This is a genomic window from Alteromonas sp. BMJM2 (assembly GCF_027257845.1).
Classification (GTDB): Bacteria; Pseudomonadota; Gammaproteobacteria; order Enterobacterales; family Alteromonadaceae; genus Alteromonas.
The window spans coordinates 13,290-29,052 of sequence record NZ_JAPVOT010000011.1; the positions used below are offsets into that span (position 1 = coordinate 13,290).

General features: G+C 43.9%; 10 protein-coding genes. 1 reads left to right on the forward strand and 9 read right to left on the reverse strand.

The window, feature by feature from the left end; genetic code table 11:
* Positions 1-45: 45 nt before the first annotated feature.
* Positions 46-1,713 carry a glutamine--tRNA ligase gene (gene glnS / locus O9X84_RS12590; RefSeq protein ID WP_269520125.1) on the reverse strand — a complete coding sequence of 556 codons (1,668 nt, stop codon included), beginning with the start codon at positions 1,711-1,713 and terminating at the stop codon, positions 46-48.
* Between the two features lie 314 nt (positions 1,714-2,027).
* Here glnS and O9X84_RS12595 point away from each other — a divergent pair, with 314 nt between their 5' ends.
* A complete protein-coding gene (locus O9X84_RS12595) occupies positions 2,028-3,050 on the forward strand; it encodes a LacI family DNA-binding transcriptional regulator (protein ID WP_269520126.1) in 1,023 nt (340 codons plus the stop codon).
* Between the two features lie 85 nt (positions 3,051-3,135).
* On the opposite strand, the gene O9X84_RS12600 is transcribed toward O9X84_RS12595, so the two are convergent.
* From O9X84_RS12600 to O9X84_RS12635, 8 genes are all read right to left on the reverse strand, one after another.
* The gene (locus O9X84_RS12600; protein WP_269520127.1) at positions 3,136-4,860 is read right to left on the reverse strand and encodes an alpha-amylase family glycosyl hydrolase; all 1,725 of its coding nucleotides are present in this window, start codon (positions 4,858-4,860) and stop codon (positions 3,136-3,138) included.
* Position 4,861: 1 nt separating this feature from the next.
* Positions 4,862-6,358 carry an MFS transporter gene (locus tag O9X84_RS12605; protein WP_269520128.1) on the reverse strand — a complete coding sequence of 499 codons (1,497 nt, stop codon included), beginning with the start codon at positions 6,356-6,358 and terminating at the stop codon, positions 4,862-4,864.
* Positions 6,359-6,824: 466 nt separating this feature from the next.
* Positions 6,825-8,894 carry an alpha-amylase family protein gene (locus O9X84_RS12610; RefSeq protein ID WP_269520129.1) on the reverse strand — a complete coding sequence of 690 codons (2,070 nt, stop codon included), beginning with the start codon at positions 8,892-8,894 and terminating at the stop codon, positions 6,825-6,827.
* Positions 8,895-8,990: 96 nt separating this feature from the next.
* Positions 8,991-9,941, reverse strand: a complete 951-nt coding sequence (locus tag O9X84_RS12615; protein ID WP_269520130.1) for a PEP-CTERM/exosortase system-associated acyltransferase — start codon at positions 9,939-9,941, stop codon at positions 8,991-8,993.
* A gap of 65 nt (positions 9,942-10,006) precedes the next feature.
* Complete coding sequence (locus O9X84_RS12620) at positions 10,007-10,513, reverse strand: RNA methyltransferase (protein ID WP_442864538.1); 507 nt, start codon at positions 10,511-10,513, stop codon at positions 10,007-10,009.
* Between the two features lie 819 nt (positions 10,514-11,332).
* Positions 11,333-12,943: an alpha-1,6-glucosidase domain-containing protein gene (locus O9X84_RS12625; RefSeq protein ID WP_269520167.1), complete on the reverse strand. Its 1,611-nt coding sequence runs from the start codon at positions 12,941-12,943 to the stop codon at positions 11,333-11,335.
* Complete coding sequence (locus O9X84_RS12630; RefSeq protein WP_269520132.1) at positions 12,895-13,668, reverse strand: hypothetical protein; 774 nt, start codon at positions 13,666-13,668, stop codon at positions 12,895-12,897. The genes O9X84_RS12625 and O9X84_RS12630 overlap by 49 nt, the downstream gene beginning before the upstream one ends.
* A 588-nt stretch (positions 13,669-14,256) precedes the next feature.
* Positions 14,257-15,750, reverse strand: coding sequence for a tryptophan halogenase family protein (locus O9X84_RS12635; RefSeq protein ID WP_269520134.1), 1,494 nt, complete (start codon positions 15,748-15,750; stop codon positions 14,257-14,259).
* Positions 15,751-15,763: the final 13 nt, after the last annotated feature.

Consider the following 15,763-nt stretch of genomic DNA (forward strand, 5'->3'; position numbering starts at 1 on the left):
AAAAGCCGCGAACGCGGCTTTTTTATGGATAAACGAAGTGCTTAACTAGCCTTCCATTTTTGCCCAAGTATCTCGCAAACCTACTGTGCGATTAAATACTGGCTTTTCAGCAGTACTGTCGTTATCTAAACAAAAATAACCGGTACGCTCAAATTGCCATGCACCAACAGCAGGTACATTATCTATCAAACCTGCTTCAGCCCACCCTTGTTTTACGTCTAAAGATTCTGGATTGATAGCATCGGTAAAGTCTTCTTCGGCAGCAGGGTTAGGTACATTGAACAAGCGGTCGTATAAACGGAACTCGGCCGCATTTGCCGTTGCTGCATCTACCCAGTGAATAACCCCTTTCACCTTGCGGCCATCAGCTGGATCTTTACCTAACGTGTCAGGATCGTAAGTACAATATACGGTAGTTACATTACCCTCTTCGTCTTTCTCTACGCGGTTTGCTTTCACAACATAGGCGTTGCGAAGGCGAACTTCTTTTTCAAGTACCAGTCGCTTGAACTTTTTGTTTGCTGATTCGCGGAAATCCTCTGCTTCAATCCAGACTTCACGACTAAACGTGATGTCTCGAGTACCCATTGTCTCATCATTCGGATGATTAGGAGCCGCCAAGGTTTCAGTAGCGCCTTCTTCGTAGTTTTCGATAACCACTTTAATCGGGTCTAGCACGGCCATTGCACGAGGCGCATTCACGTTTAAGTCATCGCGAATACAGGCTTCTAGCATGGACATTTCAACCATGTTGTCCATTTTGGTTACGCCGATACGCTTACAAAATTCAACAATAGAGCCTGGCGTATACCCGCGACGACGCAAGCCAGCAACTGTTGGCATACGTGGGTCATCCCAGCCATGAACGTGCTTTTCATCAACCAATTGAATAAGTCGGCGTTTACTTAGTACCGTGTATTCCAAGTTAAGTCGAGAGAATTCATACTGCTTAGGGCTGCAATCGATAGAGATATTCTCTATAACCCAGTCGTATAAACGGCGGTTATCTTGGAATTCTAGTGTGCATAGTGAATGCGTAATGCCCTCGATGGCATCTGATATACAGTGAGTAAAGTCGTACATTGGGTACACACACCACTTGTCACCGGTTTGGTGATGATGAGCATGCTTCACTCTGTAAATAACCGGGTCGCGCATGCACATAAACGGTGAAGTCATGTCGATTTTGGCGCGCAGGCTGCATTCGCCTTCGGCATAGTCACCGGCCGTCATCTTGGCGAATTCACGTTTATTGGTTTCTACGTCTGTGTCCCGATAGGCACTATTTTTACCTGGCTCTTTTAAGGTACCGCGCAGTTCACGCATGACTTCTTGGCTAGAAAAATCGACATAGGCTAAGCCTTTATCAATCAATTCGTTCGCAAAGCCGTGTAGCTGGTCGAAGTAGTTAGAGGAATAACGCTCATCACCGCTCCATGCAAAACCAAGCCATTTAACGTCTTCTTTAATTGAGTTAACAAAAGAAATATCTTCTTTCGCTGGATTCGTGTCGTCAAAACGCAGATTACAGGTTCCCGTGTAATCCTTCGCTATACCGAAGTTCAAGCAGATGGATTTGGCATGACCAATGTGAAGAAAGCCATTTGGCTCCGGCGGAAACCGCGTTTTTATTGAGTCATGCAAACCACTGGCAAGATCTTTATCAATGATTTGACGGATAAAATTGGTCGGACGATGCTCAGTCTCGGCCATTCGCATGTTCCCCTTATGCACAAGTAATTATATTGATAACGTGAGTATACCACTGACACAAATGCTTCAACCACGTTTTATTCATTTAACGCTGACAAGTGGTTGAATAACCGTCGATAGAAGCGGACATTGCTACATTTTACACTCGCAACACATCATAGGTGAGTACATAGAAAACGGCGATAACCGGTTTTATGTTGGGATACTTAGATAACCAAGGTTAGGTCTTCACAGTGTAAAACCAAGACATAGAAGAAAAATGTGTTAACCTAATTTCGAAGGCAACGATGTCGTTGTAGCGAGAAATTGTGTTTATGAAAGAAAAAGCGACCTCTTTTGATATAGCTCACTTAGCCGGTGTCTCACAATCGACTGTATCGAGAGCACTTAACAATAGTCCCCTTGTTAATTTAGAGACAAGAGAGCGCGTGCAGCGAATCGCACAAGAACTCAATTATAAAGTCGATAAGAATGCGAGCAATTTAAGAAAGCAGAAAAGCAGTACGATTGCCCTTTTACTTTTTGAGGACCCCACCTCAGACGACTCAATGATAAACCCTTTTTTCCTTGCCATGCTAGGCAGCATAACTCGTGCCTGTGCAAAAGCGAATTACGACCTCTTAGTCTCTTTTCAAAATTTGGAAGACGATTGGCACGCGGAATATGAAGACTCAAATAAAGCAGACGGTATTATCTTACTTGGTTATGGCAACTACACCGACTATCAAACCAAAGTGGCGCAGCTTGAGTCGCAGGGCACGCACTTTGTTCGCTGGGGCGCCCCTGATAAAGACCACCCAGGAGTCAGTATTGGCTGCGATAATTATCAAGGTGGACAAAGTATTACCGAGCACTTGATCGCGTTAGGTAAAAAAACCTTTGCCTTTATTGGCGACAATGGCGTTCATGCGCCTGAATTTATGGCGCGATATCGCGGTTATACCGACACATTAGAAAAACATAACCTTACCGCGAAAAGTGTTCAGCGAAACGCCATCTCTACTGAAGATGATGGCTCAGACGCTGTGCGCTCATTAATAGAGTGTAACGAGGTACCAGAAGCAATTGTATGTGCGTCAGATTTAATCGCAATGGGAGCACTGCGTGCCTTACGACGCGCCAACATCAATGTGCCACAGGATGTGGCAGTGGTTGGCTATGACAATATTGCGGTTTCTGCGTACACCACCCCTGCATTATCTACTGTGCAACAAAATACCAACCTTGCGGGTGAGTTATTGGTGGACACCTTGTTAAGGGCCATTAACAACGAGAAAGTAGAAGACTATCTTATGCCTGCCGATATTATCATACGCCAGTCTTGCGGTAGCGAGTAAAGTGTTTAAGACGAAAAAGGGTGCGTGAACGCACCCTTCTTTTGTTTGGTCTGGTTTGGTTAAGCTAGGTTTGCAGCCTCGGTATTTACTGCCTTTTCATTTGGTCAGCCAGGGTAGCCATTAGTTCATCGCCCGTAATCTCGCCGTCACGCACCCATACCTGAACACCTTTAGCCGCCACGGTACTTAAGAGCGAACCGCCCTCTTGTATCTGCTGGCTCTTACCGCTTAACTGCTCCTGCCATTGTCCTTTTTGCATGAACTGCGACACATTGAACGAGGCAGGTTTATTGGCTTTGTTCAATAACACCAGCGCGGTTTGCTGATTTTCTTTATCTTGTAACACGCGATAGAACACCGCTTTGTGCCCTTTTAACTCAACATTTAACTGAAGCCCACGCTGCAAGGCTGGCGTTGCCTTTCTTACGTTAGCAATATCGCTAAGCGCTTGCTGAATCGGACTGGCCTTTGCACTGTCGATACGCTCTTGCCCTAGATAATTGCGATTACCGGCATGCTCTGCGGTGCCGCGCATAAAGCCAATTTCAGACCCCATGTATACAACCGGAATGCCTCTTACCGTAAATAGCCAGTTATGAGCATTGATAAACCCATCGTCTGTAGCATTCATGCGGGCCATGTCATGATTATCGTAAAACGTCGTTAAATCATACACGTTTCCATAAGGCCCATGGGTAAGGTGCAATACCTCTTTCATATCGGCAAAATCACTTTCCAGAGGCTTTTCAAACACTGACAACATGGCTTTTTGCATAGGGAAGTCGAGTACGCTGATGTTGCCGTTTTTATCTAGCGTGTGCTGCGCAATATTATTTGCCTCGTAATCGAAGCTTTCTCCGAACATGAAAAAGTCAGGATTTTCTTTACGAACACGGTCGGACATTTCTCGCCAGAACGCATGAGGCACATGGCGAATAGTGTCTATTCGAAACGCATCAGCGCCCTGAGAAATCCAATAGAGATAACTGTTGATCAGGTAATCTCTTACGGCTGGATTTTCGTCATCTAAGTTAGAAAGCTTTACTAAGTCTGGATAGTTGTGAAAAAAGGCATGCAGAGGATTATTGTTAGGATCTAAATCCTCAGGCGCTAAATTTTGATGGTCTGCCACCAAAAGCCCGTTTTTGTCGTATAGCTCACCGAATCCCGGTAAATCATCAGTCATGGTGAAACTGGGTGAACCATGATTGGCCACAATATCGAACACCGACTTTAAACCCTGCTTCCGCATTTGCGCGGTATATTGCTTAACGGTTAGGTCTTCACTCACCAAATGCTCGTCGGGTTGATAAAAATTCGACGCCCAATATCCGTGATAGCCAGCTTTGCCGCCGTCTTTAAATGCGCCTCCATAGGTAATTTGTTCATCGCCGTTAAATGCATAATCAGGGTTGTCGTGTACCGGTGTCATCCACACTGCGGTAAAGCCCATCTCGGTAATATAGTCAGCGTTTTGTAAAATACCTTTTAAGTCACCGCCCATATAGCCTACGTAGGCTGTTTTACCCTCAGGCCCCTCTAGTGGAAGCCTCCAAGTAGGATAGTCACCACCTTGATTTTCAAAATTATTCGACTTGTCACCATCAACGAATCTATCGGTCACCACGAAATAGATAGCTTCGCTTGCAAAGGGCGTGGTTGTGCCCACTATCGTTTGATTATTCAGTGATTCAGCGTTAGATCGGCGGTCATTAACGTCTGCCTTGTTTGTGGCGTTATTCGAGTTTGTGCAGGCCGCTGTTAAAATTGTCGCCATGGCCACCGCGATTGCTGTGCGTTTAGACACCATCTTAAATCACTCCCTTCTCTTCAACAATTTCGCTGGTATCAGCCTCTTTCACAAAAAATACTGCTATAGCACCAATCACCATGGACACACCTGCAACCACAATGATGTATTTAGCGTCGTTATCGAATACGCTACTTAAGATCCAACCTGCTGTTAGGCCTGATACAATTTGTGGTGCCGCGACGGTAAAGTTAAATATCCCCATGTACACCCCTGTTTTATCCGCAGGGAGTGCACCTGCCAACATAGCGTATGGCATTGCAAGAATAGCGGCCCACGCAATACCCACGCCAATCATCGGTATGAGTAATTTTACGGCGCCAAGAGGTACGGTAACCTCTGTGATGAGAAGGTTGACATTGACCATTGTTAAATCTTGGAAGAATAAAAAGCTTACATAACTCAGCCCGCCCAATGCCAACGCGCCAGCATAAATAGTTTTACGACCGAATTTGTCTGCTAGCTTGGCAAGAAAGATAGAAAAAATAGCGGCAAACACAGAATAAGCGGCAAATAAAATACCCACCCAGTCGCCGGCGGCACCTTTGGCCATAATGATAGCCTCAGGAACCATAGGTGCAGCTGCGATAAATGCAGGGTCAAACCATTGCTTATCTACGTTCCATATATGTTGGGTAATAGCGGGCGTGGTGTATACCCACATGATAAAGAGTGCAAACCATGAGAAAAATTGTACAACCGCTAATTGCTTCATGGCTTTAGGCATAGTTGCCACTAACGCAAAGAACTCTTTTAAGCGCTGTGCTAGTGGTGCCTTTTTTTCTTTTTTCTCTGCGTTAAGAGTAGCACCCTGTTCAGGACTTAACCCTTTATATCGACTGTAATCTTCAGGCGAATATTCTTTCGTTCTAAACACGGTCCAAATAACGGTACCTAACAACACTGAAGCACCGATATAGAATGCCCACATTACCGAAGATGCAACCTCCCCCATTTGCGCCGTGTTCTCTAAGCCCACAACGTTGGTGAGTACAAAGGGAAGAATAGAGCCAATAACGGCACCGATATTAATAAGAAGAGACTGAATAGAATAGCCCACATTGCGCTGCGATGGCGGCACCATGTCTGAAACTAATGAGCGAAACGGCTGAAAGCACACATTAAACGAGGCATCCATGAGCGCAACCATGAGCGCCCCCATTACCATTGGCGCTAAAAACGCCACAAAAATAGGCGCATTAGGTAGCAATATCATACCCACAACGGCAGCCACGGCACCAGCTAAAATAAACGGTCTTCTGCGACCCAGTCTATTCCACGTTCTGTCCGACGCAGAACCCACGATAGGTTGCACGATTAAGCCCATAATTGGGGCGACAAGCCAAAACAATGACAAAGAGTGAAGATCGGCGCCCAGATCTGAAAGAATACGGCTTACATTTGCGTTTTGCAGGGCAAAGCCAAATTGAACGCCAAGAAAGCCAAAACTGACATTCCAAATTTGCCAAAATGAGAGGCGGGGTTGAGTTGCTTGCATAATTAGCTCTATTTATTGTTTTTAAATTAATTTACAACGAATACCGTTGCAGACATTGGTGGCAACGTTAAGGTGTCGTCAACGCCAAACGGTTTTATCGCTTAGGCGAGTCGCCTGCGCGTATTTTGATAGCATGGTGGAATAATGTGCAAAGGAAGATCTAAGAAAATTTAAAACTGGAGACCTCACTACAACCACCTCATGTTAAAAAGACGTTAAGTAAAAAACGAAAGAAGATAGTACCTGTGTAACACTGAGATACCAATTCACTGCATACGTATTCAATACCTCGGAACTAGGGCCTGTAAACAAAAAAACCACTTGGCTTGCGTAATTCAAACAAAGTGGCTTTTATTAGACGTGGCTTGTACCGGGGGCTGCTATAAAGGGCGTCTAACGAAGCTGCTTATCAAGCTCTCGCCTGGGCTCTTAATAAAAGTCACGAAAAAGACAATGCTATTAACTCTTATAATTCAAAAACCAGCGTCTCTAGGCCCTCAAGCGAAACTGATGTCATCACATTGCCATCTGTAGCGTCTAATGCGAGTTGCTTTTCACCCACCAATGGCTTGAGCAATGCCGGTATTTCTGTACTTAAAAATAAGGAGGTGGGAATAATGAGCGGCATATTTTTTAAGGGCTGTTCTGAGAAATTAGTAATAACAATAAACCCTTCATCTTGTGTTCGCCTTGCAAACGCAAACTGTTGCTCACTATAACTATAACTATTTCTTGGCAGGCTTTGAGAGGTGCGTTTATTTGAGTTACGGCTATTTGAGTTTTGCACTTGTGAAGACAAGCTATTGTTCTGAGCATTGCTTAAGTTGATGTCGTGCAAACTGATGAAATCCCCATTCACCGCGCCATGGTTGGCAGCAATTCCCATAATAGACTCATAGAAACTGCGCAAGGACTTCTCCTGCTGTGTGGATGCACCGCCATCAAACTTTCCATCGTTCATAAAACGCTGATGGGCAGGCACGCCGGCATAATCAAAAATAGTGGTCCGGGTAGGATCACCAAACCCCATGTCCTCACTTCCGTCTTCACCCACATCTTGACCAAAGTAAAGTAGCGTTGGAGAGCTGCTAATCAGCGCACTCACCGCCAGTGCTGGCTTACCCTTCTCTGCACTACCTGCAAAATCCTCACTGGCAATACGTTGTTCGTCGTGGTTTTCGAGAAAGTGAAGCATATGAGGGGCAATATCAGAGATTTGAGTGTGAACAGCTACGAGATCACTCACCTTCCCCGAGCCTTGCATAATGGTCTTTAGCGTATCGTAAAATCCAACTTTATCGTACAGATAGTCCATTTTGCCTAGGTGTATATAATCTCGGTATTTGGACGGTTGATAGACCTCTGCCAATAAAAACGCGTCAGGCGAACGTTGTTTAATACTGCTGTTTAAAAATGACCAAAATTCCACGGGCACCATCTCTGCCATGTCGTAGCGAAAACCGTCGACACCTTTATCTAACCAATAATGAGCAATGCTCTGAAACTTATACCAAGAATCAGGTAGAGATTTGTCTTTCCAAAAGTCTACATGTTCGCTGAACGACTTGTTAGCGTACTCTGAAGGTAAGACAGGAAAGTCATAGGTGCCGTCAGGTTTCACACCGTAGTTTATTTTGACGGTTTCATACCAGTCGTTGATATCGGGCTTAGCAGCCCTTGCTCCGTTTCCGGTCCATTTTGCTGGAAATTCTTTAAATTCACCATCCGCTAAAGGATGTTCGTCCCCGCCAAGAGTTTCATAGCCTTGTGCGGTAGGTACTTCAAATGCTTTATCTACAACATAGTAAAAATTGTTGTCTCTTGCATACACCACGGAGGTATCGTCGCTGTGTCCGAAGTTGGCTTGCCCCTCTGGCAATGACAACGATTGATAGCTTCGCGCAACATGATTTGGAACGATATCAATAATCACCTTCATGCCATTTTCATGGGTACGCTTTATGAGAGCTTCAAATTCTTCCAATCTGTTTGCTGGGTTTAGCGCGAGGTCAGGATTTACGTTGTAGTAATCTTTTACTGCGTAGGGCGAACCTGCACGGCCTTTTACTACATCTGGGTCGTCGTGGGATATTCCATAGTCGCTATAATCGTTGATAACAGCGTGATGGGGCACACCTGTATACCACACATGGCTAGTGCCTAGGGCTTTAATACTAGTAAGTGCCGCATCGTTAATATCGGCAAACTTACCCACACCATTATCTTCGATGCTTCCCCATGGAATATTTGCCGTATCGGTATTTCCATAGAGGCGAGTGAATAGTTGGTATACCACCGGCTTACCCTGCACTGATGGCAGTTTTTTAGTGGAAGTCGCTTTAGTAGAGAGTTCGCTAGCAGAAGACTCTTTAATAGAAAGAGACTGTCCGTTTTCGGGAGAAATTAACCCCTTAGATTGTTGACTACTCATTGTATCGTTGTCTGAACAGGCAATAAGACCTGAGGCCACAATAGCAACAACAATCGGTTTTCGAAACGAAGGAATAGAAAATGAGAGCATATTTTTGACTGGCATCGTATTGATTACTTCAATTTTTATGAATGCCAATAGGATACGCGTTAACGTATTGTTAAAAAATATGCATACGTATTCAACCGAAAAAAACTGAAGTTATGCTGCTGCTGATACCCTAACCTCTGGCGTTTCCGCAAACGAAACGTTAGCAGTAGTGGTCGTAGCACCAATCCTCATTTCGTTCAAACTAGGTTGAATACACTGATGAACCTCTTGTTGAAATCGCTTTAGAGTACTTGAGAGCTCATTGACTAACGTCGTTGGAGAAAGACGGTAAGGCACGCGCTGACCTTTAAAGCTGATAGCTTCACCAACTTCATTAAAGTGAATACCAAATGCCTTCATTCGTCTCGCCAACTTCGGCTCCATCAGTACGTAGGCGTGAGACATATCTAAGTGCAAACAAACACTAGTCGCCATTAAATAGAGCGCGATTGATAAATAGGGCAATTGCTCAATATTGAATTTTACATTGCTGTCATTTTTAAGCTTAGCAAGCTTTTCCGTTGGTAATACTTTTGTTTTAAACTGTTTAACGCGAAATTCTCTGGGCACTGCGAGCCGCGAAATTTCACATACACCGTCTGATAACAAGTTAGAGGGTAGTAGTGACGGACACGAGAATGCGTCTGAAAACTTGTCCTCTAAGGGCAATGCTCCGTTATCTTTATGAGGTAACACTAACCGTATTGTGCCCGCACACTCCCCCGTAGAAAGATGCTTGATGTAGCAATTAACCGACCTTTCATCATACTTATCTACTTCGAGTGCAGAGGCCCTAGTCTGCTCGAACTTCATCTCTTCACAGTAAACTTTGTGACGAGTTTTAAAGCTCACGTCCTTATCTTTCTCATCATTAGCAACGACAAGTTGGTAGCGACTGAAAAAGAAGCGAACAATTTCCTCATCAAGCGGAGGCTGCTTCGCAAAAAGGTTTGAGAGTACTGTCGGTACGGAGCTGAGTTTGCGAGAAACCGCACGGTTCAAATTACCTATCGCTTTTATTTTTTTTATTGTTTTTATTGTTTTTATTGTTTTTATAATCACAGTAAAACTCCCACGTTCTTATTATTGTTTGGGTAAACATCTCAGTTCAGTTGACACACCAACAATTAAACCTTTGTTGAGTTATTCGTGTCCCTACTGCTCCGTATCAGCGCATCTCCTCGCACAAACTCTGACTTTGACATCCTGTCGTATAGCACTACGTTAGCTGTAGCCGCCAAATTCATGCATGAGAAAGTTGGAATGTACACAACGTGATCACACCAACTAAGAACATCGCTTGATACACTGCCATCTTCAGGTCCAAAAATGTAAAACGCATTTTCTGGGTGTTCGAAGTGCGGTAACGGAACAGCCCCTTCTACTAACTCTATGCAAACTACTTCTGCACCTTTAGGCACGACATCTTGTAAATTATCCACGCCAACGGTGGGAATAATCTTGTGAAACGCTTTAGTGTCTGCGTTAAATTCTTTTGCAAGCCTGTATCGCTGGCCAGTGTAAAAAACCGAGGATACGCCGTAACAACCAGCAGCTCGCAAAATTGAGGCAACATTTACTGGGTTCTTTGGATTTATCAAACCTAGCGATGCCGTTTGCTTATTCAAATGCATACCTAAAACTTTGTAAATTTTACAATTATCTAGATATTGCCATTAATTTCGTGGTCATACCACAAGCAATTTAAGAAAATTAGACTAAGGTATAAAGCGAAAAGCTTGACAGATTAGCAAGTCTAAACTTTATACATGCGCTGCCGCTGACAGCGGCGACCTCTTACAAACCTGCCCCAAGCGCTTATAGACCGCGACCTTCAGCCACTTTTACTATCCGGCCAATGGTATAAATTAGCGTTTAAAAACATATTATTAATTAGATGATTTGAATGTTTTTGATTTTAGTCCTGTTGAGCAAAAAGCGGTCCAAAAAGTGCGAAAAATTTACAATGACGGCCTGTATATTCTGCTCGGATGCATAATCTTTTGATAATATAACGGCTTAGGAGACATGTTCGTTAATTCAGGTAGAACATACCTAATATAAAATGAGGCTTGATTAGACATCTATGTCGTTAAACATGAAAATTTCGAAAGAAAGACAGTTATTGTGTATGACATTGGCTACGGTATAGGTCCAATTATTGTGCGCAAGAGCACCGCCGCACCAGTTTGACGCGCGTGATTAGGCTAGAGCAAAGTGATGTATCCATATAGATACGCTGCTAACTTCCTCAATCCTGCATTGATGCAAAATTAATAAAAAAGCCTAGTATTTAGGAAATGTTCACACGTGTTTTAGGCCAAAGCTGAGTGTGAAAACGTGCGTTGAGTTGACTTTTGAAAATGACAAAAAGTGAGATAAAAAACTGCAGTGTCACCGACACTGCAGTTTTTGGTTTGCTGTAGTAAACGTACGCTGAGCGTGTTAAGAATTTACTTCATGGAAACAGTCAGCGTTGGCATTGCACCATCAGGACCTGAAACTTTGAACTCATACAGCCCAGCTTCAGTCACATCTATTATCAGGTTGTTATTACTACTACCCAGAATCTTTGGTGTGCCTACACTTACTGCATTGGTCGCTGAGTCATTAGGGTTGCCTAAGTTTACCGTTGACCAATCTTCTGAGGCAACTTTGAACTCAACTGCTCCAGCACTCAACTCTACCTCAGCTACATATTCACCAGCACCTAAATAAGAGAACCTATCAACGGCCTTCCAACCATTCATGCCACCGGGAACAAATACATCAGTGCCACCCCAGAAATCCTCTTTGTAAACACCAATAGTAGGTGCATCCTCATTTGACACATTGAAAACAAATACATAGCGATCGGCATTTTCAATAGTGAGGATAAGGTTATCGTTGGTCGCTGCTAATCCAACGGACTGCCCAACAACCACATTTCTATCACTGTCGTCGCTACTAAGCGCTCCGAAATTAACGGTACTCCAGTCTTTAGAGGCGACTTTAAATTCATAGGTACCAGGCTCTATATCTCGAGCAAACGTATAGATACGGCTTCCTTGGTACTGGAATTCTTCAGCGGTTCCCCAGTCGTTTATTGCACCACGAAGATACACTGGTGTGCCAACATAGGGCTCCTCATTCTCTACCGTCAACACTGGCGCTTCGTTGTCACTGGCATTAATAGTAAATAGATAGGTAGCATCAATTGAGGGAGTGAACGCAAGGTTTGTATTGGTTCTACCTAATACTTTTTCAACGCCATCCGTTACCGTACCATCATCACCGTCAACTGCTCCGAAGTTCACCGTATCCCAGTCTTCAGATGCAAACTTAAACCCATAGGTCGTCCCGCCAATAAGGGGAACCGCAACGAAATAGACCCCGTCACCTTGATAGGTAAATGCATTATCTAAAGACCATCCATTCATATCGCCACGTAAATAGGCCGTAGTATCGCCATAAGGCACCACATCAGGAGCGCCTGATGTCGCAAACGCACTTAGTCCATAACCTTGTGCACCCGATTGAGGCTTAACAAAAACGACAATGGTTAACGCCGGTACAGTAAAAGTGCCATTACCATCATCACCTTCTGCGAACGTTGCGCCGCGCACGCTGCTGTCAACTGAATTTGCATGTATAGCATGTAACATAAAGCCTGTGGCAGTATTTACTGTAATGCTTTTCTCATCATAGCCCGTATTAATCAAAACCATTATCGCGTCGTTCATCATATCGATATCGGCACGAACAGTATCATCAGTTTGGGCAGCACCATCGTCGATGCTCATGGCAATTAAGCCTTTTTGCTGATTACTGCCAATATTATGAAAACCAATGCGATCGATAATATCGTTAGCACTAGTTAACCTAAACAAGGGGCTGGACATACGAATTGAAAGTAGCTCTGCAAACACGTCTGACGCAAACATTATGTCGGCTGTCGATGCGGCGCGTTCTGGGTCGTAAATGAACTCACCCATTTCTTCCCAGCGGCTCTCATTGTCTTGCGCAAGTGGTAAACCTACATTCCAGTTGTTGGTGCCATAGGTAAAGTCGACATAGTAAACCAGTCACCGGAATCGTAGGTATTGCGGTCCATAGACTTAGAGCGCAGCATGTCGCCACCCATTTGCAGAAACGGGATCCCTTGAGCGACTAAGTTGATTCCCATGGCCACATTTTGTGCTCGAACGCGCTCTTGCAGGCTGATATCTTGCGGCAATGTGTAATTTAATTGATCCCAAAGAGTTTCATTATCATGCTTAGACACATAGTTAATAATGTCTGCCGGATCGTCAGCGTAACCGCCTAAATTGCTGGTGGCCCCAGCACTACCCGCTGATGTCTCAAGAACATAGTCTTTCAATGTTCCAATCAAGCTCATTTTAACGCGGTCTTGGTCGCTAAGCAGCGCATCTGACTCAGGAGAGAAAATGTTCCCCTGGCGGATGGCCTCGCGAATACGATCGTTAAACGTGCCAATTTCAGAACCTGCCATATTTAGCTGATTAGCCTGCTCATAACCCCGCTCTATTTTGGTCCACCCCTCGCCATAGAAATAGTTATCTTCATCAACTGTCTGCACCGCTTCACGCAAACGCAGCATAGTGTCTTTAGTTGCCTGGCTCATGATGTCAAAACGGAAAGAGTCATATTTGTAGTGCTCAGCCCACATGAGCAAAGAGTCCTCCATGAACTTTTCCATCATCACATTACGCGGCTCTGTATCATCACAGCATGTTTCGCGAACAATTGCTCCAGTATCTACTTCGTAACGGTGGTAGTACCCTGGCACCGTTTTACATGGAGGGGTGAAGACATAAAGGCAACCCCGCTGCTAATCCGGACCTTAACTTGCCTCTTTTGTTCCAGTAATGAATCTTACTGTTTTGTACAAAAAGGGAGCAATGCTATGCATACGTATTCATTTACATATCTGCAGCATATATTTCAAATAGGCGTAACTTGTAAACATTTACGTTACAAGTTACGTAAATTAGCGACGGTTTTAAAATAGGCTTAATGAGAATATGTTAAAAATCAAAATGCTAATAAGCGTATTTAAAACGGTAAGGTAAAGCTTAGGATGTAGAAAAATACAGGGATATTTAAAGAGAAATATAAAATAGATGATTGAAAATATTGAACAAAAGTATGAAAAAAGATAACGCGCGGGATCAGTAAAGGGGATGCTTTTGCTTAACCTAAGTTCTCTTTTTTCACCCAATAGAGTGATTGAACAACGATAGAGGTAATTGAATAAGGGGTAAACACAGAGCCTTTGGCAGGAAAGTGCACTGGCTCCATGTTAAATCGATGGTCGCTAATTTTTATACTCCCTGATTGAAAGCGTTGTATTTATGGGTAAATATGCAAAAGCGTTTTATAAGCCGCAAAACTGTTTAATAAACATATCGTGAGTCGCAATTTTTCCCACGGGCTCATTTTTGATGTTTTTGATATTACGCATTAACTCTAAGAGTTTATCGTCAGACATAGCGTTCGCCAGTGGATGGTAATCGTTAGCGTCAATGCCCTGTCCCATCATCACCTGTAGCCATGAACTCTCTAAGAAAAGGTCGTTTTGCTCTCTAAAAATATTTCCCGATGCCTTAAATAATTGTAATTTATGGGTGAGACTTTTTGGTACTTCCATGTTTCTCACGTCACGCCAAAACTGACTATCGTTACGTTCGTTTACATGGTAATGCAATATGATAAAGTCGCGAATTTGCTCGTATTCCAATTTAGACTGCTGATTGTACTCATCAATCTGTTCTTGCCTGATGCCATTGTGAGGAAACAGATGAATTAAACGTACCACGGCTGATTGAATAAGATGAATACTGGTAGATTCCAACGGTTCAAGGAAGCCGCTAGCCAGCCCCACCGCAATGACGTTTTTGTTCCACTGCTTGCGTCTACGACCAGTTTTAAAGCGTATAAAATTAGGATCGGCCAGTGGCTTGGTATCGATATTATTAGATAAAATATCTAGCGCCTGATCGTCACTGTAATAGTTACTGCTGTAAACAAGGCCGTTGCCGTTACGATGCTGCAAAGGTATACGCCACTGCCACCCAGCGCTGTGCGCAATTGAGCGAGTAAAAGGGCTTGTGTTTTCATGACGCTCTGAGGGCATTGCCACAGCGCGGTCGCATGGCAACCAATGTGACCAATCTTCATAGCCCGTATTGAGGGTTTGTTGGGTAAGTAAACCTTTAAACCCTGAGCAGTCGATGAAAAGATCACCGCTTATTGAGGTGCCATCCTTTAACGTGACGGCTTTTATAAAGCCGTTTTCGGTATGCTGCTCTACCCGCTCTATAATTCCTTCTTTACGAACAATCCCCATTTCTTCGCATTTTTTACGAAGAAAGCGGGCGTAAAGCGAAGCATCAAAGTGATACGCATAGGGCATTTCAATGATGGGATCAGGGGATTTTATGTGGGCAAACTTTCCAGCCTCGCAGGCAAGATAGTTGAGGTCATATTCCCAAATAGAGTCTTTCAGACCCAATGTTTGCGCCCGTTTGAAGTAATGATGAAAATGGCAAAACGCAAAACTTTTACCCGGCGCACCAAAGGTATGATAATAACTATCACCCTGCTCTTTCCAATTCTCGAAACGAATAGCCAGCTTCATGGTAGCTTTAGTTTCTCTGAGAAATTCTTTCTCGTCCAAACCCAGCATCTTATTGAGCAATATAATGGGTGGTATAGTCGCCTCGCCCACGCCTACGGTACCAATATCTTCTGATTCCACCAATGTAACGTTAACTCGAGAACCTAATAGACGTTTGACAACCGCAGCTGAAATCCAACCAGCTGTTCCACCACCCACAATTACTACGTCTTTTACTGCTGTGTTTGTCATAGTTTTGCCACTG

Coding starts and splice junctions, on each gene's coding strand:
- glnS (WP_269520125.1), bottom strand. CDS start 1,713: ATGGCCGAGACTGAGCATCGTCCGACCAATTTTATCCGTCAAATCATT.
- O9X84_RS12595 (WP_269520126.1), top strand. CDS start 2,028: ATGAAAGAAAAAGCGACCTCTTTTGATATAGCTCACTTAGCCGGTGTC.
- O9X84_RS12600 (WP_269520127.1), bottom strand. CDS start 4,860: ATGGTGTCTAAACGCACAGCAATCGCGGTGGCCATGGCGACAATTTTA.
- O9X84_RS12605 (WP_269520128.1), bottom strand. CDS start 6,358: ATGCAAGCAACTCAACCCCGCCTCTCATTTTGGCAAATTTGGAATGTC.
- O9X84_RS12610 (WP_269520129.1), bottom strand. CDS start 8,894: ATGCCAGTCAAAAATATGCTCTCATTTTCTATTCCTTCGTTTCGAAAA.
- O9X84_RS12620 (WP_442864538.1), bottom strand. CDS start 10,513: ATGCATTTGAATAAGCAAACGGCATCGCTAGGTTTGATAAATCCAAAG.
- O9X84_RS12635 (WP_269520134.1), bottom strand. CDS start 15,750: ATGACAAACACAGCAGTAAAAGACGTAGTAATTGTGGGTGGTGGAACA.